We start from the raw sequence: 21,747 nt of genomic DNA on the forward strand, positions 1-21,747 counted from the left end.
GTTTATCAAGGAGTTTTCCGTTTCGACTGCGCCGGAAGTGGGGCGAATTATAGGCTTCTAAAATTCGCCGTCAACACTTAATTTCAACTTTATTCAGCTTTGAGCGTAATACGCGCAAATGCCTTCTTGCCGGCCTGGCAAACATGGGTTGCACCCACTGCGTATATAAAGGTGCGATCAACCACCTCACCATCTATACGCACACCACCCGAACCGAGAAGATCGCGCGCCATTGCCGAGTTCTTCACCAGGCCCGCCTTATTAAGGACGGCAGCAATCGGCATATCCTCGGCAGCAGTCAACTCGATCTCTGGCAAATCGTCCGGCAGCTCGCCATCCTTCATTCGGTTACCGGCAGCACGATGAGCATTGGCAGCAGCCTCTTCACCATGGAAGCGCGCAACGATCTCTTCAGCCAGCTTGATCTTGATGTCGCGGGGATTGGCACCCGCCTCCACATCAGCGCGGAACGCATTGATCTCATCCATGGAGCGGAAGCTGAGCAATTCGAAGTAGCGCCACATCAGCGCATCCGGAATGGAAACCAGCTTGCTGTACATCACACCCGGCGCTTCCTGGATGCCGACGTAGTTGCCCAAGGACTTGGACATCTTCTTCACGCCATCCAGGCCTTCAAGCAGCGGCATGGTCAAGATGCACTGAGCTTCCTGGCCATAACCACGCTGCAGCTCACGCCCCATCAGCAGATTGAACTTCTGATCGGTACCGCCGAGCTCGACGTCCGCGCGCAGAGCTACCGAGTCGTAACCCTGAACCAGCGGATACAGGAACTCGTGAATGGCGATTGGCTGATTGGTCGTGTAGCGCTTGTCGAAGTCATCGCGCTCGAGCATGCGAGCCACGGTGTACTGCGAAGTCAGGCGAATGAAGTCGGCCGGACCCATCTGATCCATCCAGGTGGAGTTGAAGGCCACTTCGGTTTTTGCCGGGTCCAGAATCTTGAAGACCTGAGTCTTGTAGGTCTCGGCATTCTCGAGGACCTGCTCGCGAGTGAGCGGCGGACGCGTAGCACTCTTGCCGCTCGGATCGCCGATCATCCCGGTGAAGTCACCAATCAGGAAGATCACCTGATGCCCCAGCTCCTGGAACTGACGCAGCTTATTAATAAGCACGGTGTGACCCAGGTGCAGGTCGGGAGCCGTTGGATCGAAGCCTGCCTTAATACGTAGCGGCTGGCCACGCTTGAGCTTTTCAATCAGCTCGGACTCGACCAACAGTTCTTCCGCACCACGTTTGATCAGCGCTAGCTGCTCTTCAACCGACTTCATAACAGACCCGCAAGGCTCAGATTCAAAGGGAACCAACCATACAAGATCGCGCGTCAAATACAAGGTTTGCCCGGCGCACGGACGCCAATCCGCAGGCAGGGCACCTATGGACTTGCTTCAGAGATGATTTGGTTATATTTTATACAGTTATTTCATCTTCATCATGTCATTCATCTTTTCCAATTCATCTTTTTCAAAGTCAAAACCACTTATGACCAAAGAATCGTCTAAAGCGCCGCCGCTTTACCCGAAGACCCACCTGCTCGCCGCAAGTGGAATCGCCGCCCTTCTCAGCCTGGCGCTCCTGGTATTCCCTTCCAGCGATGTTGAAGCCAAAAAAACGACCCTGAGTCTTGAACTGGAAAGTCCTGCTGAACAACTGACACAAGATCAAGACGCTGCTGACGTCGTTCAAGCCACAAATGAACCCGCAACATCCCCCTTCGCGCAGATCGACAACAGCGCCGAGGACACTCAGGAAGCCGCTCAAGCCGAACCGGCACCGGTCGTTGAAGTTGAAGTTGAAGAAAAGAAGCCGGCAAGCCACAGGGAAGTGATCGTCGCCAAGGGCGATACCCTCTCCACGCTGTTTGAGAAAGTCGGGCTGCCAGCCACTTCGGTGCATGAAATACTGGCCAGCGACAAGCAGGCCAAGCAGTTCAGCCAGCTCAAGCGCGGGCAAAAACTTGAATTCGAACTGAGCCCTGACGGCCAGTTGACCAACTTGCACAGCAAGCTCAACGACATCGAAAGCATCAGCCTGACCAGGAACGACAAGGGCTACACGTTCAATCGCATCACTGCGAAACCGACCGTGCGCTCCGCCTATGTTCACGGCGTGATCAACAGCTCGCTGTCGCAGTCCGCGGCCCGAGCCGGCCTGTCCCACAGCCTGACCATGGACATGGCGAGTGTGTTTGGCTACGACGTGGACTTCGCCCAGGACATTCGACAGGGCGACGAATTCGACGTGATCTACGAGCAGAAAGTGGTCAATGGCAAGGCCGTCGGTAATGGCCCGATCCTGTCGGCGCGCTTTACTAACCGTGGCAAGACCTACACCGCCGTTCGCTACACCAACAAACAAGGCAACAGCAGCTACTACACCGCTGACGGCAACAGCATGCGCAAGGCGTTCATCCGCACACCGGTGGACTTCGCCCGCATCAGCTCGAAATTTTCCATGGGCCGCAAACACCCGATCCTGAACAAGATCCGCGCCCACAAAGGCGTCGACTACGCAGCACCGCGCGGTACGCCAATCAAGGCTGCCGGTGACGGCAAGGTCTTGCTGGCCGGTCGCCGTGGAGGCTACGGCAATACCGTCGTCCTCCAGCACGGCAATACCTACACTACGCTCTACGGCCACATGCAAGGCTTCGCCAAAGGCGTGAAGACTGGCGGCACGGTGAAACAGGGCCAGGTGATTGGCTATATCGGCACCACAGGCCTCTCCACTGGCCCGCATCTGCACTACGAGTTCCAGGTCAATGGTGTGCACGTCGACCCGCTGGGCCAGAAACTGCCGATGGCCGATCCGATTGCCAAGGCCGAACGCGCACGCTTCCTCGCCCAAAGCCAGCCCCTGATGGCGCGCATGGATCAGGAAAAAGCCACGATGCTGGCTTCGAGCAAGCGTTAAGTCATGGCGCTCTATATAGGTGTGATGTCCGGGACCAGCCTTGATGGCCTGGATATCGCGCTGATCGAGCAAACCCCGGCGATCAGGCTGATCGCCTCCCACTACATCCCGATGCCCGATTCCCTGCGCGCCGAGCTGCTTGGCTTGTGCGCCAGCGGCCCGGACGAGATCGCCCGCTCCGCCATCGCCCAGCAGAACTGGGTGAAACTGGCAGCCCAAGGGATTCATGCCCTTCTCGCGCAGCAGCAACTGAAGCCTGACGACATTCGTGCGATTGGCAGCCATGGCCAGACCATCCGCCACGAACCGGCGCGCGGGTTCACCGTGCAGATCGGCAATCCGGCATTGCTGACGGAGCTGACTGGCATCACCGTGGTCAGCGATTTCCGCAGCCGCGATGTCGCTGCCGGCGGACAAGGTGCACCGCTGGTTCCCGCCTTTCACGAGGCCCTGTTTGAAGAACGGATCGGGAATCGTGCAGTACTGAACGTAGGCGGCTTCAGCAATCTCAGCCTTATCGAGCCCGGCAAACCTGTCGCCGGTTTCGACTGCGGGCCGGGCAATGTGCTGCTGGACGCCTGGATTCACCAGCAACGCGGCGACCACTTTGACCGTGACGGCCAATGGGCTGCCAGCGGCAACATTCAACCGGTGCTGTTGAATGCGCTACTGAGTGACCCGTTCTTCGTGACCAAAGGCCCGAAGAGTACCGGGCGGGAAGTGTTCAACCTGCCGTGGCTGACGCAACATCTGGCGCAGCTGCCAGCCTTCTGCGCCGAAGATGTTCAGGCGACGCTGCTTGAACTGACCGCACTGACCATCATCGAATCACTGCAAAGCGCCCAGGCAAACACGCAGGAACTGCTGGTCTGCGGCGGCGGCGCCCACAACACGGCCTTGATGAAACGCCTGGCCAGCCTGCTGCCAAACGCCAGTGTCAGCAGCACCGCGACTTACGGTGTAGACCCCGACTGGGTCGAAGCCATGGCCTTCGCGTGGCTGGCTCACTGCTGCCTCGAAGGCATCGCGGCCAACCGTCCGAGCGTTACCGGTGCCCGTGGACTGCGCGTACTCGGCGCCATCTACCCCGCATAAATCCTCCACACAGCAAAACGCCGCAAGACCCTGAGGCCGTGCGGCGTTCTGTGAAACAGGTGCGCTGATCAGATCGAGAACGAAGACCCGCAGCCACAGGTGGTGGTCGCATTCGGGTTCTTGATGACGAAGCGCGAACCTTCCAGACCTTCCTGGTAGTCCACCTCGGCACCGGCCAGGTACTGGAAGCTCATCGGATCGACCACCAGGCTCACGCCTTCGCGCTCGACGATGGTGTCGTCATCGGCCACTTCCTCATCGAAAGTGAAACCGTACTGAAAACCTGAACAACCGCCGCCCGTAACGAATACGCGCAGCTTCAAGCGATCATTCCCCTCTTCATCGACCAGGCTCTTCACCTTGTGCGCGGCACCGTGGGTGAATTGCAAAGCCGTGGGGGTGAAGGATTCGACGCTCATGCTGACTATCTCCCGGCGTTACGCCGTCATATTGCGTGATGACGCGCATTATCCGCTTCTCCTAGAAAAGCGGTCAACTATTGTTATGGTATATCAACCAATCCGATTGCCGGCCCGAAATGCAAAAAGGCCCGTCAGACGGGCCTTTTGCTGTACGCGATAAACCTTACGGCAGCATGCCGGCGTGGGAGAGACCCAGACGCTCATCCAGCCCGAACAGAATGTTCATGTTCTGCACGGCCTGACCCGACGCCCCTTTGACCAGGTTGTCGATCACCGACAGCACCACCACCAGATCACCGTCCTGAGGGCGATGCACGGCAATACGGCAGACGTTGGCACCCCGCACGCTACGCGTCTCCGGATGGCTGCCGGCCGGCATGACATCGACGAACGGTTCGTTGGCATAACGCTTTTCAAACAACGCCTGCAGGTCCACCGAGCGATCAACAACAGTGGCGTAGAGCGTCGAGTGAATACCGCGAATCATCGGTGTCAGGTGCGGAACGAAGGTCAGCCCGACGTCCTTGCCTGCGGCACGACGCAACCCCTGGCGGATTTCCGGCAAATGACGGTGACCTTTGACGGCATAGGCCTTCATGCTTTCCGACGTCTCGGAGTACAACGAACCTACGGAAGCGCCACGACCGGCACCGCTGACGCCAGACTTGCAGTCAGCAATCAGATGGGCAGCATCGGCCAGGCCGGCTTCGAGCAATGGCAGGAAACCCAATTGCGTTGCAGTTGGGTAACAGCCCGGCACGGCAATCAGGCGCGCTTTCTTGATCTGCTCGCGATTGACTTCCGGTAAGCCGTAGACCGCTTCGTCCAACAACTCCGGTGCACCGTGCGGCTGGCCGTACCACTTGGCCCATTCATCGGCGTCCTGCAGACGGAAGTCGGCCGACAGGTCGATGACCTTGGTCCCCGCCGCCAGCAGTTCGCCCGCCAGGGCATGGGCAACACCGTGCGGCGTGGCGAAGAACACCACATCGCAGGCGCCCAGGGTCTTGATGTCCGGAACGCTGAACGCCAGGCCGTCGTAATGGCCTCGCAGGTTCGGGTACATGTCGGCTACGGCCAGGCCAGCCTCGGATCGGGAAGTGATGACAACCACCTCAGCCTGCGGATGTTGCGCCAACAGACGCAGCAGTTCGACACCGGTGTAACCCGTGCCGCCGACGATACCGACCTTGACCATAAACCTGCCCTCAACGAACCCACTGGAAAGCCGTCGATAATAGGGGCCGCGCGCCCCTGCGACAACCGTCAAGGTGACGTGCGGACGCTCAAGCCTCTACTATTCCAGCTACCGTGAATTGGGGAATAACCAAAAATGCTCTATCTGTGGCTCAAAGCGCTTCATATCGTCAGCGTCGTCTGCTGGTTTGCCGGCCTGTTCTACCTGCCGCGCCTGTTCGTCTATCACGCTCAAAGCGAAGACACGATCAGCAAGGAACGCTTCAGCGTCATGGAACGCAAGCTGTACCGGGGCATCATGGGCCCGGCAATGATCGCCACGTTGATCTTCGGCGGCTGGCTCATCTACCTCAATCCAGGCATCTTCAGCCAGGGTGGCTGGATACACGCCAAACTGACCCTGGTCGTGTTGCTGATCGGCTATCACCACATGTGCGGTGCCCAGGTAAAACGTTTTGCCCGTGGCGAAAACACCCGCAGCCATGTCTTTTATCGCTGGTTCAATGAGGTTCCGGTTCTGATATTGCTGGCAATCGTAATTCTGGTCGTCGTTCGGCCGTTCTAAATCCAATGGACACAACTCACCGGGGTACTTCCAATGTCGCTGCCCGCTCTGCTCGAACAACGTTTGCGTCTGCCTGTGGTGGCTGCGCCGATGTTCCTGATTTCCAATCCGCAATTGGTACTCGCCTGTTGTCGTCAGGGCGTGGTCGGCAGCTTCCCGGCGCTGAACCAGCGCGAAAGCAGCGGCTTCAAGGCCTGGCTGGAAGAGATCGAAGCCGGACTGGCGACAATGGAGAACCCCGCGCCTTATGCCGTGAACCTGATCGTGCATAACAGCAATCCCCGCTTACAGGCGGACCTGGAGATCTGTGTAGCGCACAAAGTGCCGATCGTGATCACCAGCCTCGGCGCCGTGAAAGAACTGGTCGATGCGGTGCACAGCTACGGCGGCCTGGTGTTCCATGATGTGACGACACGTCGTCATGCCGAGAAAGCGGCCGAGGCCGGAGTGGATGGATTGATCGCCGTGGCTGCCGGGGCCGGTGGACACGCCGGGACCTGGAGCCCGTTCTCGTTGATTGCCGAAATCCGCCAGTTCTTCGACAAGACCCTGTTGCTGGCCGGCTGCCTGAACCATGGGCATGAAATTCTTGCCGCGCAATTGCTCGGCGCGGACCTGGCCTACTTTGGCACTCGGTTTATCGGCACGACCGAAAGTCACGCACCCGAGGCCTACAAAGAAATGCTGCTGACATCCAAAGCCGCTGACATCATCCATACTCCAGCCGTGTCAGGTGTCCCCGCGAGTTTCATGCGCCAGAGCCTGGAAGCCGCCGGTTTCGACATGGCCGCGTTGCAGGGCAAGGGCGAGATCAACTTCGGTTCCAAGCTCAAACCCGTGAGCGATGAGGCCAAAGCCTGGAAAACCGTTTGGTCTGCAGGCCAGGGCGTGGGAGAAATCGAGGACTTGCCGAGTGTCGAGCAGTTGATTGCACGTCTCGACGCCGAGTACCGCCAGGCCCTGGAGCATGCCGCCCAGCTGCCAAAACGCTGGCCGCGCTGACAGTAAATCTTGGCCAGTTTTGCCGAGCTGGCCCTACACTCACCCGGGCACAACCTTCTTCTTTCAACCTCTCGCGACAAGGATGCCTCGCACATGGGCGAAAATCGTTTCAAGATCGTATTCGAGGGTGCCTTGCTGCCCGGTGTCGACATCACCACGGCAAAGCTCAATCTCGCCGATTTATTCAAAAGCGATGTCACAGCCATCGAGCGCTTGTTCACCGGGCGCCCGGTAGCACTCAAACGCAACCTGTCGCAGGCCGATGCCCAGACCTATCTCCAGGCGCTGAGCAAGACCGGTATCGACGCGCGCATCGAAGCCGAAACACCGATCGAGTTGAACCTCGCCGACGTGCATGACCATACCCCGGCCAGCAGCCAGGCGACATTGGCAGAACCGCAGTCTCCTTACGCTCCGCCTCGCGCGCCCGTTGGCGAAGCCGTGGCGGAATTCGCCACGCTCAAGCCATTCAGTTTCGATGGCCGTATCGGTCGCTTGCGTTACCTCGCCTGGACGCTGGTGCTGACACTCGTGCTCTCGGCCGTTTGCGGGGTGTTTGCATTGGTCGCTCTGGCCCTCATCGGTGCGGATTCAACCGCCGGCCTGATCCTGGGCGGCTTGCTGGCCCTGATCCTGTTTGTCGGATTTGCCTTCGTCAGCATCCAGATCACCGTTCAACGACTGCATGATGTCGGCTGGTCCGGCTGGCTGTGGCTGCTGAACCTGGTGCCGTTTGTGGGTACTTTCTTTCCGTTCGTGACCATGGTTGTACCGGGCAACGAACTGGCCAACCGCTACGGTCCACCACCTCCGCCGAACAGCACCGCGGTCAAAGTATTGTCTTCGCTGTGGCTGGTCGTCATCGCACTGATCCTGGTCGGTTCCCTGGCCGGTGGTCTCTCGGCGATACAGGAGGAATACGAAAACGCCGCCCAGAGCAGCTACGACAGCAGTTCGGTCACCACCGATGAAATCGACGTCGAGGTCGAACCGGTGCCAAATTCCGCCGACGATGCAGCCGAAGAGGCCCAGCCCCCTGTAGACTCTGCGAAAGAATGAACAGCGCTCCTGGCCCGTGACACCTGCGTCGCGGCGCGGAGCTGTTGCGATGGAGAACTGCATGACCCGTTACGCTCTGATCACTGGCGCCTCCAGCGGCATCGGCCTGGCAATGGCCGAAGCGCTGGCCCGGCGTGGCCGCAGCCTGATTCTGGTGGCCCGACAACGTGATCAGCTGGAAAGCATTGCGATTGAATTGACCCAAAGGTTCGGCGTGGAAGTGCTGTTCCGTGCCTGTGACCTGGGCGAACCGCTGCGCCTGTCCGGATTCCTGCTGGAGCTGGAAGAAGGCGACCGGCAGATCGATCTGTTGGTCAATTGCGCCGGCATCGGTACATGCGGCCCGTTTCTGGCCCAGGACTGGATGACCGAGCAAGACCTGATCGAAGTGAACATCCTCGCCCTTACCCGCCTGTGCCATGCCATTGGCAACAGCATGGCCCTGCAAGGTGGCGGGCAGATTCTGAATGTGGCCTCGGTGGCAGCGTTTCAACCGGGACCGTGGATGAGCACCTATTACGCCAGCAAGGCCTATGTGCTGCACTTTTCCGAGGGATTGCGCGTCGAGCTGAAAAAGTGCGCGATCAAGGTTTCAGTGCTCTGCCCCGGGCCGACCCGCACAGCGTTCTTCCGTACCGCGCAGCTCAACAACGACAAACTGACCAACAGCAAACTGTTGATGAGCCCCGAGGAAGTGGCGCTCTACACCGTGCGCGCACTGGAAAAGAATCAAGCGATCATTATTCCGGGGCGACGCAACCGCTGGTTCGCCTTCCTGCCAAGGCTAGGCTCACGCTGGCTGACTCGCACAATCGCCGGCATGGTCAACAAGGCTTACTGCCCGCGCTGATCCAACTCAAGGTAAAAGGCTGGGCGCCGGTATACGCCATGAGTACACTCAGGCCAGCCCAAACAACGGAGAAAACAGCTGTGGATACTCTGTTCACCAAGATCATCAACCGGGAAATCCCGGCGAAGATCATTTACGAGGACGACCAGGTACTGGCCTTCCACGACATTTCCCCACAGGCACCGGTACATTTCCTGGTGATCCCGAAGAAGCCGGTTCGCACCCTGAACGATCTGACGGAGGACGACAAGGCACTGGCTGGACACATTCTGTTCACCGCCCAGCGCCTGGCCCTGGAACTGGGCTGCGAAAAAGGCTTCCGCGTCGTCATGAACTGCAATGAAGAAGGCGGGCAAACCGTCTACCACATTCATATGCACGTGCTTGGCCAGCGCCAGATGCACTGGCCGCCGGGCTGATTCGCCAAGCCCTCAAAGATCGCAGCCTTCGGCAGCTCCTACACCGATCGCTGTAGGAGCTGCCGAAGGCTGCGATCTTTTTTCGCTTTTGACCCAGCGCAAACCATCCCCGGCCGATTGGGTTAAACTGGCCACCGAAATTCCCCCGGAGGTCAGCATGACTACCCAACGTCACTACTCGCCCATTGACCGCCTTCTGCTGCAAGCCGATGCCGCGATGCGCACCCTGCTGCCCTTCAGCGGCCAGCCGTACCGTCCGTCGCCGGCCATCGTGCAGCCCGATGCAAAAATGAGCGACGAAGACACGCGCCACGTTGCCGGCCTGATGCGCATCAACCATACCGGCGAAGTCTGCGCCCAGGCGCTGTATCAGGGACAGGCGCTGACCGCCAGACTGCCGCAGGTGCGTGCCGCCATGGAACATGCCGCCGAAGAAGAAATCGATCATCTGGTCTGGTGCGAACAACGCATCCATCAACTGGGCAGCCACACCAGCATCCTCAATCCGCTGTTTTATGGCATGTCTTTCGGAATTGGCGCTGTGGCCGGCCTGATCAGCGACAAAGTCAGCTTGGGCTTCGTAGCGGCAACGGAAGACCAGGTGTGCAAACACCTGAACGAACACCTGGAGCAATTGCCGGCCGAGGATGAAAAATCCCGGGCGATTCTTGAGCAGATGCGTATCGACGAAGAACAGCATGCCGAAAGCGCGCTGGAAGCTGGCGGGTTCCGCTTTCCGGCGCCGGTGAAGTTCGGGATGAGTCTGATGGCCAAGGTGATGACCAAGAGTACTTACCGGATCTGATTTCCAGGTCGCCTGTGAGGGCCTCTTCGCGGGTAAGCCCGCTCCCACAATGGTTCGGTGTGCGGCAGCCCAATGTGGGAGCGGGCTTGCTCGCGAACAGCATCACTCGACCTCCCTGACTGACAGCAATAAAAAAGGCGACTGCCGCAAGGTAGTCGCCTTTTTTGTGTTCGAGAGCCTTACGCCATGTTGCGCGCGTAGAAGATTTCGAGCATTTCGTGTTTCACCCGCTCGGTCACCTGGGCACGTTGCTCAGAGGACAGGTTGCTGGTGGCGTCACCGAACAGGTAGTTATCCAGTTCGAAGTTCTTCAGCAGCATTTTGGTGTGGAACAGGTTTTCCTGGTACACGTTCACGTCGGTCATCTGGTACGCGTCGCGAGTGTCGTCGGAGAGGTAGTTCTGGATCGAGTTGATCTCGTGGTCGATGAAGTGCTTTTTACCTTCAACGTCACGGGTGAAGCCGCGCACTCGGTAGTCCACGGTCACGATGTCCGAATCGAACTGGTGAATCAGGAAGTTGAGCGCTTTAAGCGGTGAAATGACCCCGCAAGTCGACACGTCGATGTCCACACGGAAGGTTGCAATACCGCTGACCGGATGGATTTCCGGGTAGGTGTGCACCGTGATGTGGCTCTTGTCGAGGTGGGCCAGAATGATTTCGGGCAGCGGGCCCGGAGACTCTTCGATCTGACTGTCGGTCGGGGTTACCGGCTCTTCGGAGATCAGGATCGTGACGCTGGCGCCCTGCGGCTCATAGTCCTGACTGGCAATGTTCAGGATGTTGGCACCAATGATATCGACAACTTCCGTGAGGATCTGCGTCAGGCGTTTCGCGTTGTACTCTTTATTGATGTACTCGACGTAAGCCTGCTGGTCTTGCGGGGTTTCCGCGTAGCAGATGTCATAGATGTTGAAGCTCAAGGTCTTTGTCAGGTTATTGAACCCGTGGAGCTTGAGTTTGCTTTTCACCGTTAAAAACTCTCTATGTGTTTGCGGCCCGGCCGCGTGATCAAGCATGCCCGTCAGATGCGAACAACGCACCTGCGTAGGACGGTTAACACCTCTTCGCGATGGCGATTTTGGTTGTCTGTTCGGGTGCGAGGCCTGTCGGCTGACGGGCCACTACCCTGAAAAAAGTGGCGCATTATGCAGACGTCAGCTTATGTTCGCCAGAGTCTGCACTGCTTTTATGATAGTTGAATGTCGATTCAACCGAGTTCGATGATCTCGTAGTCGTGGGTGATTGCCACGCCTGCCGCGCCGAGCATGATCGAGGCCGAGCAATACTTCTCGGCAGACAATTCGATGGCGCGCTTGACCTGGGCTTCTTTCAGCCCGCGGCCCTTGACCACGAAGTGCATGTGGATCTTGGTGAAAACCTTTGGATCTTCGGTCGCGCGCTCGGCTTCGAGGAAGGCTTCGCAGCTCTCGACGGCCTGGCGGGACTTCTTGAGGATGCTGACCACATCGAAATTGCTGCAACCGCCGACACCCAGCAGCAGCATTTCCATCGGCCGGACACCCAGGTTACGTCCGCCGGCCTCGGGCGGACCGTCCATGACCACGACATGACCGCTACCGGATTCGCCGAGGAACATGGCTTCGCCAGCCCATTGGATGCGTGCCTTCATCGCCAAGACTCCACTGTATAAAAAAGGGTCGCCAGCTTAGCACAGCCCCCGAGATTGACATCGCCCGCCGTCCTAGGACATATCCCACTGCCGTGTAGGTAAATGCTCGAATATTTCAGGAGGTGTCTGGTAAGCTGACGCCAATTCAATGGCGCATGGCCAGCCTCACTCCAGCGTTCGCTATTTATAAAAACCATACCGTGCAGTCTTTTCGGGATACAACCATGGTTGCTATTGCCCCCACCCCCAAGCTCAAGAACCTCGACAAGCTGTTGATGCATTGCCAGCGCCGCCGCTATCAGGCCAAGAGCAACATCATTTGTGCCGGTGACCGCTCGGAAACGCTGTTCTTCATCATCAAAGGCTCAGTCACCATCCTGATCGAGGATGATGACGGACGGGAAATGATCATTTCCTACCTGAACGCCGGGGACTTTTTCGGTGAGTTGGGCCTGTTTGAGCAAGCCGGCCTGGAGCAGGAGCGCAGTGCCTGGGTGCGGGCCAAGGTCGAATGCGAAGTCGCGGAAATCAGCTACGCAAAATTCCGCGAGTTGTCCCAGCAGGATCCGGACATTCTTTACGTCCTCAGCGGACAAATCGCACAGCGCCTGCGCAACACCACGCGCAAGGTCGGTGACCTGGCATTCTTTGACGTGACCGGCCGCGTTGCCCGCTGCCTGCTGGAGTTGTGCAAACAGCCAGACGCCATGACCCACCCCGATGGCATGCAAATCAAGGTGACCCGTCAGGAAATCGGGCGGATTGTCGGTTGCTCCCGGGAGATGGTCGGTCGCGTGCTCAAGGATCTGGAAGAACGCAACCTGGTGGACGTCAAAGGCAAGACCATGGTGGTCTTCGGTACGCGATAAGCTCGAAAACCTAGCCGCTGAACATCTGTGCCAGCATCAACCGATAGAGTTCGTCGAGGCGCGCCAGTGCATCGGGTGCCCTGAACCTCTCATGCAATGCGATGTGGCTTTCGGCGCGTACTCGTTGCGCCAGACCACAGGCTTCGTTGAAGCGATTGACCGCGGCGACCATTGACGCCCGGTCGTCATCCATCAGCATCGCACCGTGAACCAGGCCCACCGGACGCTGACCACCCTGGCTCTGACGCCAGCGCTGGGCGGTGCCAACCATTTTGCGCCCGTCGAGGTTGACGTTGAAGCGACCATCGCAGAACGCACCGTCGATTTCGCCGAGGGACGACGAGCCACCCAATTCATCCAGCAACTGGCAGATGGGGTCGCAGAGGCGTCGGTAACCGGTTTCGATGCGGTTCAAATCACCTTCGCTGCGCGGCGGCGCGTAAACCAGGGCGATATTGATCGTTGTGGCGGATTGTGGAACCGGTTCGCCGCCGGTATCGCGCAGCAGCACCGGCCAACCTGCCGCCGCCGACACTTCACAGGCCGCCTCGAAACCCGGCAAGCGATTCAAGCGGCGCGGCATGACCAATGCCTGATCACTCGGCTGCCAGAACAGCAGGCCGAACTCCGCGTCGCCGGCACAGACCGAGGCCAACAGATCCTGTTCGGCCTGCAGGCCGGCTTCGATGGTCAGGGAAACAGGTGAGGTCATAAGGTCTTCCATAGGACGGTCAGTCCGTGGTGCGTCTATGCCGCCATCGCGAGCAGGCTCGCTCCCACATTGGATCTCAAGTGGTAGCAGGCTCCTTGTGGGAGCGAGCCTGCTCGCGAAGGGGGGCGACTCGGTCTGTAAGTAATCAGTCGAGTGTAGAACCGCTGACTGGAACGCCACGCTCCGGGAAGAACAGTCGCTGCAACTCGGTACCCGGGCTTTCGGCGCGCATGAACGCTTCGCCGACCAGGAACGCGTAGACGTCGCTGATTTCCATCAGTTCGACATCGGCGCGGTTGAGAATGCCGCTCTCGGTGATGACCAGACGATCGCGCGGAATCCGCGGCAACAGGTCGAGGGTGGTTTCCAGGCTGACATCGAAGGTGTGCAGGTTGCGGTTGTTCACGCCAACCAGCGGAGTGTCGAGGGTTTTCAAAGCCCGCTCCAACTCATCGCCGTCGTGGACTTCCACCAGCACATCAAGGTTGACGCTTTTGGCCACGGCTGCCAGTTCGGCCATTTTCACGTCATCCAGCGCGGACACGATCAACAGCACGCAATCGGCACCCAGGGCACGGGCTTCGACGATCTGGTAGGGGTCGATCATGAAGTCCTTGCGGATCACCGGCAGCTGGCACGCCGCGCGGGCCTGCTGCAGGTACGCATCGGCGCCCTGGAAGTAGTCGATGTCGGTGAGCACCGACAGGCAGGTCGCGCCGCCCTTCTCGTAGCTTCTGGCGATATCGGCGGGAACGAAGTTCTCGCGGATCACGCCTTTGCTCGGCGAAGCCTTCTTGATTTCAGCAATGACTGCCGGTTGCTTCAGCTTGGCCTGAGCCAGCAATGCCTTGGCAAAACCACGAGGTGCATCGGCCGTCCTGGCCAGGCTTTCCAGCTCGGCGAGGCTGACACGAGCGCTGCGCTCGGCCACTTCCTCAACTTTGCGCGCCAGAATCTTTTCCAGAACCGTCGGTACACTCATCCTTCATTCTCCACTTTGAATACCGCGGTAAATGCACCCAACTCCTCTAGCTTTTCTCGAGCGAGGCCGGTGTGCAGCGCATCGTGCGCAAGTGCAACTCCCTCTTTCAAACTGCTGGCATGATCGGCGGCGTACAGCGCGGCACCGGCATTGAGCATGATCATTTCGGCCGCTTTCTGACCGTTCTCGGTCTTGCGCTTGCCCAGGGCATCGCGAATCAGTTCCAGGGACGCCGCCGGGCTTTCCACGGCCAGGCCGTGCAGACTCTGGCTCTTCATGCCCAGGTCTTCCGGTTCGACCCAATACTCGGTGATCTGGCCATCCTTCAGCTCAGCGACAAACGTCGGTGCAGCCAGGCTGAATTCGTCCAGGCCATCCTTCGAATGCACCACCAGCACATGCTTGCTGCCCAGACGCTGCAACACTTCCGCCAGCGGCCGGCACAAGGCCTGGGTGAATACGCCTACCACCTGATGCTTCACACCGGCCGGATTCGTAAGCGGGCCGAGCATGTTGAACAATGTGCGCAAGCCAAGATCACGACGCGGGCTGGCGGCGTATTTCATCGCAGAGTGATGAGTCTGGGCAAACATGAAACCAATACCGACGTTGTCAATGCAGCGCGCCACTTGCACCGGCGTCAGGTTCAAGTAGATGCCGGCCGCCTCCAGCAGATCGGCACTGCCGCTCTTGCCCGAGACTGCACGGTTGCCATGCTTGGCCACGGTGCAGCCAGCAGCGGCAACCACGAAAGCGGAAGCGGTCGACACGTTGAAGATATTGGCGCCGTCGCCGCCGGTGCCCACTACATCGACTACACCGTCGAGGGTCTTGAGTTCGACCTTGTCCGCCAGTTCGCGCATCACCGACACCGCGCCGACGATTTCGTCGATGCTTTCGCTCTTCATGCGCATGGCCATCATGAACGCACCGATCTGTGCGTCCGTGCATTGCCCGGTCATGATTTCGCGCATCACATCGCGCATTTCATCGGTGCTGAGGTCGAGGTGATCAACGATACGGCTCAGGGCTGTCTTGATGTTCATGATAAGTCCTTAGCGCGTGCCGCCGGTTTGTTTGAGGAAGTTGGCGAACAGTTCGTGGCCCTGCTCGGTGAGGATCGATTCCGGGTGAAACTGTACGCCTTCGATGTTCAGGGTCTTGTGGCGCAGGCCCATGATCTCGTCGACCGAGCCGTCTTCAAGCTGTGTCCAGGCCGTCAGCTCCAGGCAATCGGGCAGGGTTTCGCGCTTGACGATCAATGAATGATAGCGGGTCACCGTCAGCGGACGATTCAGGCCTGCGAATACACCCTTGTCCTCGTGAAATACCGGGCTAGTCTTACCGTGCATCACTTGGCGGGCGCGCACCACATCGCCGCCAAAGGCCTGGCCGATGGACTGGTGACCCAGGCAGACGCCAAGAATCGGCAGTTTGCCGGCGAAATGCTTGATCGCTTCAATCGAGATGCCGGCTTCGGTCGGGGTGCAAGGACCGGGGGACACAACGATGCGCTCAGGATTGAGGGCTTCGATTTCAGCGATGGTCAGTTCATCGTTGCGCACGACTTTGACCTGGGAACCGAGCTCGCCCAGGTACTGCACAACGTTGTAGGTAAAGGAGTCGTAGTTATCGATCATCAGCAACATGGCGTTAAGAACCTCTTGAATTCACTGACTTTAAAGATGGCCTTCGAATGATTGACCCGCAGAGCGCTGCGCTTTGTCAGGTGCTGGAGGAGCGCCAGCAAAGCGGCATTTCAAACAGGTAAAGAAGGCGAAGCGATACAGGTCCGGCGAGGCCGGCAAAAGAATTCAGGCGCGCCAACGCCAGCGGGCGTGTGCCTTGATGACTTGATCCAGGAGTTTGCTGATGATCAACACGGGGAAGGTCTCGTTCGTACGTCCCGGCACAGTAACTTAGCTGGGCAGAGCGTGCAATATCGCCGGGGGTACTGCCCGCGAAACTATCAAAGGCTTCGCGACAGATGGCAAAAGGCCGAAAGTTTTTGGTACTGTCGTTTCGTTCACTACAACAATAAATAAACGGACTTGCTCATGATCAAACAGTCGTTGTTTGTACCGCTCGCAGGATGCTTGCTCGCGATGGCATGCGCCCAGGCGAACGCCGCACCCAATCCTTATACAAGTTTCGTGGTCTTCGGGGACAGCCTCAACGACGCCGGCACCTTTGCCGACACTGGCGGGCCTGCCGGGGCGACACAGCGCTTTACCAACCGGACAGGACCGGTATATCTGGATGGCAGCGGCGAAGTCCGCTCGCTCAACTCCACGCAGATACTGGGTGGAAAGCTTGGGTTCTCGGCGGACCAGACCGCGTCATCATCTTCGGCGGTACGTGCCAACAATGGCCAGCCCGATGGCAACAACTGGGCCGTCGGCGGTTACCGCACGGATCAGATCCTGGATTCGATCACCAGTGTTTCCGCCACCGGCGAACGCACCCGCGCCGGCTACCTGCCGTCGAACAACTTCCGTGCCGACCCGAACGCGCTGTATTACCTGTCGGGTGGTGGTAACGACTTCCTGCAAGGTCGCGTCACCAGCCTGCCCCAGGCCAGTGCCGCCGCCGATCGATTGGCCGACAGCGTGCAGACGCTGCAAACCGCCGGCGCCAAATACGTCATGGTCTGGTTGCTGCCCGATATCGGCTTTACCCCGGCGTTCAACGGCACCCCGCTGCAAGCGTTCACGTCCCAACTCAGCGCCCAGTTCAACAGTGAACTGGTAAGCCGACTGCAGAACATCAATGCCGAAATCATCCCGCTCAACATTCCGGTACTGCTCAAAGAGACGTTCGCCAACCCGGCGCAGTTTGGCCTGGCCACCGACCAGAACCTCATCACCACCTGCTTCAGCGGCAACGGTTGTACCGAGAATGCCCGTTTCGGCATCAACAGCGCCACGCCGGACCCGACCAAGCTGATCTTCAACGACTCCGTGCACCCCACAGAAGCCGGGCAGCGTCTGATTGCCGACTACGCGTACTCCCTGTTGGCAGCACCGTGGGAGCTGACACTACTGCCGGAAATGGCCCAGGGCACCCTGCGCGCGCATCAGGATGAATTGCGCAACCAGTGGCTGGCCGATTGGCAAAACTGGCAGGGCGTCGGCCAATGGCGAGCCATTGTTTCTGGCGGCGGACAGCATCAGGACTTTGACAGCCAGGACAGCGCGGTCAGTGCCGACGGCAACGGAGCCAACCTGAACATCGGTGGCAGCTACCGCATCGATGATGCCTGGCGCGTCGGCCTGGCGGCGGGTTTCTATAACCAGAAACTCGAAGCCGGCAGCAACGACTCCGACTACAAGCTCAACACTTACCTGGGCACAGCATTCGCCCAATACCAGCAAAACCGTGTCTGGGCTGACGTGGCGCTGACGGCCGGCCATCTGGATTACGACAGCCTCAAGCGCAAGTTCCAGTTGGGTGCCAACGAACGCAGTGAAAAAGGCGATACCAGCGGCTACATCGAAGCCTTCAGTGCTCGCCTGGGTTACGACATTGCACAACAAGCCAGCAGCCCCTGGCACGTGTCGCCGTTTATCAGCGCTGACTTCTCCAAGGCGAAAGTCGACGGTTACTCGGAGGACGGCAACGATTCCACGGCGCTGACCTTTGCCGATCAGGAAGTGATTTCCCGACGCCTGGGTGCTGGCCTGCAGGGCAAATACCAGATCACCCCGCAAACCCAAGTGTTCGGCGAGGCGGCAATCGAACGTGAGTACAACGACGATACCCAGGACGTGGGCATCAATCTCAACAGCCTGCCGAACAACCAGTTCACGCTGGAAGGCTACACCCCGCAAAGCCACTTGCAGCGTGTGAACCTGGGGGTGAGCCATAACCTCACCCGCGACCTGGCATTGCGCGCCAGCTACAACATTCGCAGGGACGACGACTTCACCCAACAAGGCATCAACGTAGGTGTTGCGTTGGACTTCTGATGTACCGGCAATAAAAAACGCGGCGCCCTCACAGGCGCCGCGTTTTTTTAGGGTGGTGTAACCCTTGTGGGAGCGAGCTTGCTCGCGATTGCGGTGGGTCAGACAACATCAATGTGGCAGTAATGGACCCATCGCGAGCAAGCTCGCTCCCACAGGTTTTTGCGTGAAATCATACGTCCGGGGTTTGTTCGGCCAGCGCCACGGCGCGGAACATTGCGCGGCGCTTGTTCAGGGTTTCTTCCCATTCCAATGCTGGCACCGAGTCGGCGACGATGCCGCCACCGGCCTGCACGTGCAGTTCGCCGTTCTTGATCACCGCCGTGCGGATCGCAATCGCGGTGTCCATGTTGCCGTTCCAGGCGAAGTAACCGACCGCACCGCCGTAGACGCCACGCTTGACCGGCTCCAGTTCGTCGATGATTTCCATCGCGCGAATCTTCGGTGCGCCAGACAAGGTGCCCGCCGGCAGAATCGCCCGCAGTGCATCCATTGCCGTCAGCCCGGTCTTTAGTTGCCCGGTAACGTTGGACACGATGTGCATCACGTTGGAATAACGCTCGATGACCATTTTCTCGGTGAGCTTCACCGAGCCGATTTCCGAGACGCGACCGGTGTCGTTGCGACCGAGGTCAATCAGCATCAAGTGTTCGGCGATTTCCTTGTCGTCCGACAGCAGGTCTTTTTCCAGCGCCAGGTCAGCTTCTTCATTGGCACCGCGTGGGCGGGTGCCGGCAATCGGGCGCACGGTAATCAGGTTGTCTTCGACCCGCACCAGCACTTCCGGCGAACTGCCAACGACGTGGAAGTCGCCAAAGTTGAAGAAGTACATGTAAGGCGTCGGGTTGAAGCAGCGCAGCGCGCGGTACAGATCGATCGGCGCGGCCTTGAAGTCGATCGACATGCGCTGGGACGGCACGACCTGCATGCAGTCGCCGGCCAGGATGTATTCCTTGATGGTGTCGACGGCTTTTTCGTAATCGCTCTGGGTGAAGCTGGAGCGGAATACCGGGTCAGCCGATTGTTGCTGGCTGAAGTCCAGGCCACGTCGCGGGGTGATCGGCTGACGCAGTTTTTCCAGCAGCTCTTCCAGGCGCTCGCGACCTTGTTCAAAGGCGTCTTCCTGCGCCGGGTCGGCCAGCACGATGGCGTGCATCTTGCCGGCGAGGTTGTCGAACACCACGACGGCGTCGGAGACCATCAGCAGAATGTCCGGCACGCCCAGCGGATCCGGGTTCGGGCACTTGCCCAGACGCTTCTCCACATAACGCACGCAGTCATAACCGAAGTAGCCCACCAGGCCGCCATTGAAACGCGGCAGGCCGGCGATGGTCGGCACGTTGTAGCGGGCCTTGAAGGTTTCGACGAAGGCCAGCGGGTCTTCCACATCATGGCTTTCGGTCTCGACGCCGTCGACGGTCACGCTGACGTGATGGTCGTGAACCCGCAGCACGGTGCGGCACGGCAGGCCGATGATCGAGTAACGGCCCCACTTCTCGCCGCCCTGTACGGACTCCAGCAAGTAGGAATTGGGCTCGTCGGCCAGCTTCAGGTAGATCGACAGCGGCGTGTCGAAGTCGGCCAGGGTTTCGCAGGCAAGCGGAATGCGGTTGTAGCCGGCAGCGGCCAAACGCAGGAATTCTTCGCGGATCATGAGGTGCCTCGTGGCTTGAGGGTCGAACAGTCAGGTATGCAAACGCGCCGGAAACCGGCCAGGATCAAGTCAGGCGCGCCAACGCCAGCGGGCCAGGGCCTTGATGACTTTCATCCAGAGTTTGCGAGTGACCACCACGATGGCGTTTCCAGAAGGGGGTTTGACAGCGTCGGCCAACGTTATCTCAGCGGCCGGATCCAGGCAACCGGGAATTAGTTTGCGCAGGTCATCGATCACCAGCGCCGGCGATTCTTCCTCGATTGGCCGACCGTGGTTATAGCCGTAGCTCAGGGCCACACACTTGACCCCCGCCGCTTTCGCCGCCAGCACATCGCTGCGTGAATCGCCGACGAACAACGACTGCGAAGCCGGAATGTTGGCCATTTTCATCACGAAAAACAGCGCGGCCGGATCGGGTTTTTTCTGGGGCAGGGTGTCGCCGCCGATGATCCAGCGGAAATAACGGCCGATCTTCATCTGGTCCAGCAGCGGCGCGACGAATCGCTCCGGCTTGTTGGTGATCAGCGCCATCTCGACACCCTGCTTTTGCAGCCATTTGAGGGTATCGCGCACGCCGGGGTAAACCACCGTCAGCTCATGGCTCTCGCTATAGGCCTGCATGAAATACTCCAGCGCCCGTTCGGCCTCGGCGTTATCGACCGCCGAATGATCGATGCCGCCGGCCAGCGCGCGACGCACCAGTACCGGCGCGCCATTGCCGACCCATTCGCGCACGGCTTCCAGGCCGGCAGGTTGGCGACCGAGATTGAGCAGCATCTTGTCCACAGCCACTGCCAGGTCCGGGACCGAATCGATCAACGTGCCGTCCAGATCGAACATCACCAGCCGTGGCAATTGCCCCGGGAACAGCTGCTCAAAGCCACTCATGGGCGAGCCAGCGCCAGTTCGGAGCGCATCTTGTCGATGACTTCCTGATAGTTCGGCGCATTGAAGATGGCCGAACCGGCGACGAAGGTGTCAGCGCCAGCCGCAGCGATTTCGCGAATGTTGTTGACGTTCACGCCGCCGTCGATTTCCAGGCGAATGTCACGACCCGAAGCATCGATCAAGGCCCGCGCTTCACGCAGTTTGTCGAGGGTGCCGGGGATGAACTTCTGCCCGCCGAAGCCCGGGTTGACGCTCATCAGCAGGATCATGTCGACCTTGTCCATCACGTACTTGAGCACGTCCAGCGGGGTCGCCGGGTTGAACACCAGGCCGGACTTGCAGCCGCCTTCGCGGATCAGTTGCAGGGAGCGGTCGACGTGCTGGGTGGCTTCCGGGTGGAAGGTAATGTAGGTCGCACCGGCTTCGATGAAGTCGCCGACGATGCGGTCCACCGGGCTGACCATCAGGTGCGCGTCGATCGGCGCGGTCACGCCGTACTTGCGCAGTGCCGAGCAGACCATCGGGCCGATGGTCAGGTTCGGTACGTAGTGATTGTCCATGACATCGAAGTGCACGAAGTCGGCCCCGGCGGCCAGGACGTTGTCCACTTCTTCACCCAGGCGGGCGAAGTCGGCGGAGAGAATCGACGGAGCAATTACGAAGGGCTGCATGACGCACCTTTTCTGAGCAGAATCACGA

At 59.3% G+C, this 21,747-nt stretch carries 22 protein-coding genes; 10 read left to right on the forward strand and 12 right to left on the reverse strand.

What is annotated here, in order from left to right; genetic code table 11:
- Positions 1-89: 89 nt before the first annotated feature.
- Positions 90-1,289, reverse strand: a complete 1,200-nt coding sequence (gene tyrS / locus AC3WJW_RS26015; protein ID WP_007980168.1) for a tyrosine--tRNA ligase — start codon at positions 1,287-1,289, stop codon at positions 90-92.
- Between the two features lie 211 nt (positions 1,290-1,500).
- Between tyrS and AC3WJW_RS26020 the strand changes: the two genes are divergently transcribed.
- Together AC3WJW_RS26020 and AC3WJW_RS26025 are read left to right on the forward strand one after the other, a co-directional pair.
- Positions 1,501-2,931: a peptidoglycan DD-metalloendopeptidase family protein gene (locus tag AC3WJW_RS26020; RefSeq protein ID WP_493727972.1), complete on the forward strand. Its 1,431-nt coding sequence runs from the start codon at positions 1,501-1,503 to the stop codon at positions 2,929-2,931.
- A 3-nt stretch (positions 2,932-2,934) separates the two neighbouring features.
- Positions 2,935-4,026 carry an anhydro-N-acetylmuramic acid kinase gene (locus AC3WJW_RS26025; protein WP_493727973.1) on the forward strand — a complete coding sequence of 364 codons (1,092 nt, stop codon included), beginning with the start codon at positions 2,935-2,937 and terminating at the stop codon, positions 4,024-4,026.
- A gap of 68 nt (positions 4,027-4,094) precedes the next feature.
- On the opposite strand, the gene erpA is transcribed toward AC3WJW_RS26025, so the two are convergent.
- Positions 4,095-4,445 (reverse strand): iron-sulfur cluster insertion protein ErpA, encoded by a 351-nt coding sequence (erpA, locus tag AC3WJW_RS26030; RefSeq protein WP_007906865.1) that lies wholly within the window; start codon positions 4,443-4,445, stop codon positions 4,095-4,097.
- A gap of 166 nt (positions 4,446-4,611) precedes the next feature.
- A complete protein-coding gene (gene argC / locus AC3WJW_RS26035) occupies positions 4,612-5,646 on the reverse strand; it encodes an N-acetyl-gamma-glutamyl-phosphate reductase (protein ID WP_007980174.1) in 1,035 nt (344 codons plus the stop codon).
- A gap of 135 nt (positions 5,647-5,781) precedes the next feature.
- Here argC and hemJ point away from each other — a divergent pair, with 135 nt between their 5' ends.
- The 6 genes from hemJ (at position 5,782) to coq7 (ending at position 10,345) form a co-directional block, all read left to right on the forward strand.
- Positions 5,782-6,210: a protoporphyrinogen oxidase HemJ gene (gene hemJ / locus AC3WJW_RS26040; protein WP_007980176.1), complete on the forward strand. Its 429-nt coding sequence runs from the start codon at positions 5,782-5,784 to the stop codon at positions 6,208-6,210.
- 33 nt (positions 6,211-6,243) lie between these two features.
- Complete coding sequence (locus AC3WJW_RS26045) at positions 6,244-7,212, forward strand: NAD(P)H-dependent flavin oxidoreductase (protein WP_493727974.1); 969 nt, start codon at positions 6,244-6,246, stop codon at positions 7,210-7,212.
- Between the two features lie 93 nt (positions 7,213-7,305).
- Positions 7,306-8,271 (forward strand): DUF805 domain-containing protein, encoded by a 966-nt coding sequence (locus AC3WJW_RS26050; protein WP_493727975.1) that lies wholly within the window; start codon positions 7,306-7,308, stop codon positions 8,269-8,271.
- 61 nt (positions 8,272-8,332) lie between these two features.
- Positions 8,333-9,121, forward strand: coding sequence for an SDR family NAD(P)-dependent oxidoreductase (locus AC3WJW_RS26055; protein WP_429386711.1), 789 nt, complete (start codon positions 8,333-8,335; stop codon positions 9,119-9,121).
- Between the two features lie 80 nt (positions 9,122-9,201).
- The gene (locus tag AC3WJW_RS26060; protein ID WP_007980184.1) at positions 9,202-9,540 is read left to right on the forward strand and encodes a histidine triad nucleotide-binding protein; all 339 of its coding nucleotides are present in this window, start codon (positions 9,202-9,204) and stop codon (positions 9,538-9,540) included.
- 157 nt (positions 9,541-9,697) lie between these two features.
- On the forward strand, positions 9,698-10,345 hold the full coding sequence (gene coq7, locus AC3WJW_RS26065; RefSeq protein ID WP_007980187.1) for a 2-polyprenyl-3-methyl-6-methoxy-1,4-benzoquinone monooxygenase: 648 nt from the start codon (positions 9,698-9,700) through the stop codon (positions 10,343-10,345).
- A gap of 179 nt (positions 10,346-10,524) precedes the next feature.
- Here the strand turns inward: coq7 and speD are convergent, their stop codons facing one another.
- Positions 10,525-11,316: an adenosylmethionine decarboxylase gene (speD, locus tag AC3WJW_RS26070; RefSeq protein WP_007980189.1), complete on the reverse strand. Its 792-nt coding sequence runs from the start codon at positions 11,314-11,316 to the stop codon at positions 10,525-10,527.
- Positions 11,317-11,555: 239 nt separating this feature from the next.
- A complete protein-coding gene (locus AC3WJW_RS26075) occupies positions 11,556-11,978 on the reverse strand; it encodes an OsmC family protein (protein WP_003176451.1) in 423 nt (140 codons plus the stop codon).
- Positions 11,979-12,202: 224 nt separating this feature from the next.
- On the opposite strand from AC3WJW_RS26075, the gene crp reads away from it, so the two are divergent.
- Positions 12,203-12,847: a cAMP-activated global transcriptional regulator CRP gene (gene crp / locus AC3WJW_RS26080; protein ID WP_493727976.1), complete on the forward strand. Its 645-nt coding sequence runs from the start codon at positions 12,203-12,205 to the stop codon at positions 12,845-12,847.
- 10 nt (positions 12,848-12,857) lie between these two features.
- Here crp and AC3WJW_RS26085 read toward each other — a convergent pair whose 3' ends face one another.
- The 4 genes from AC3WJW_RS26085 to AC3WJW_RS26100 all read right to left on the reverse strand — a co-directional run bounded on the left by AC3WJW_RS26085 (position 12,858) and on the right by AC3WJW_RS26100 (position 16,190).
- Positions 12,858-13,559 (reverse strand): lipoate--protein ligase family protein, encoded by a 702-nt coding sequence (locus tag AC3WJW_RS26085; RefSeq protein WP_493727977.1) that lies wholly within the window; start codon positions 13,557-13,559, stop codon positions 12,858-12,860.
- Between the two features lie 145 nt (positions 13,560-13,704).
- Positions 13,705-14,541 (reverse strand): indole-3-glycerol phosphate synthase TrpC, encoded by an 837-nt coding sequence (trpC, locus tag AC3WJW_RS26090; RefSeq protein WP_015097049.1) that lies wholly within the window; start codon positions 14,539-14,541, stop codon positions 13,705-13,707.
- Positions 14,538-15,587 (reverse strand): anthranilate phosphoribosyltransferase, encoded by a 1,050-nt coding sequence (gene trpD / locus AC3WJW_RS26095; protein WP_493727978.1) that lies wholly within the window; start codon positions 15,585-15,587, stop codon positions 14,538-14,540. The genes trpC and trpD overlap by 4 nt, the downstream gene beginning before the upstream one ends.
- Before the next feature lie 9 nt (positions 15,588-15,596).
- Positions 15,597-16,190 (reverse strand): aminodeoxychorismate/anthranilate synthase component II, encoded by a 594-nt coding sequence (locus AC3WJW_RS26100; RefSeq protein ID WP_007980194.1) that lies wholly within the window; start codon positions 16,188-16,190, stop codon positions 15,597-15,599.
- A 408-nt stretch (positions 16,191-16,598) separates the two neighbouring features.
- Here AC3WJW_RS26100 and estP point away from each other — a divergent pair, with 408 nt between their 5' ends.
- Positions 16,599-18,509, forward strand: coding sequence for an esterase EstP (estP, locus tag AC3WJW_RS26105; RefSeq protein ID WP_493727979.1), 1,911 nt, complete (start codon positions 16,599-16,601; stop codon positions 18,507-18,509).
- Positions 18,510-18,678: 169 nt separating this feature from the next.
- Here the strand turns inward: estP and trpE are convergent, their stop codons facing one another.
- The 3 genes from trpE to rpe all read right to left on the reverse strand — a co-directional run bounded on the left by trpE (position 18,679) and on the right by rpe (position 21,719).
- The gene (gene trpE, locus AC3WJW_RS26110) at positions 18,679-20,160 is read right to left on the reverse strand and encodes an anthranilate synthase component I (protein WP_493727980.1); all 1,482 of its coding nucleotides are present in this window, start codon (positions 20,158-20,160) and stop codon (positions 18,679-18,681) included.
- Between the two features lie 69 nt (positions 20,161-20,229).
- Entirely contained in the window at positions 20,230-21,048 is an 819-nt protein-coding gene (locus tag AC3WJW_RS26115; RefSeq protein ID WP_493727981.1) for a phosphoglycolate phosphatase, read from the reverse strand.
- Positions 21,045-21,719, reverse strand: a complete 675-nt coding sequence (gene rpe, locus AC3WJW_RS26120; protein WP_007980198.1) for a ribulose-phosphate 3-epimerase — start codon at positions 21,717-21,719, stop codon at positions 21,045-21,047. The genes AC3WJW_RS26115 and rpe overlap by 4 nt, the downstream gene beginning before the upstream one ends.
- Positions 21,720-21,747 lie beyond the last annotated feature (28 nt).

Source organism: Pseudomonas sp. GW821-FHT07G06, from assembly GCF_058986625.1.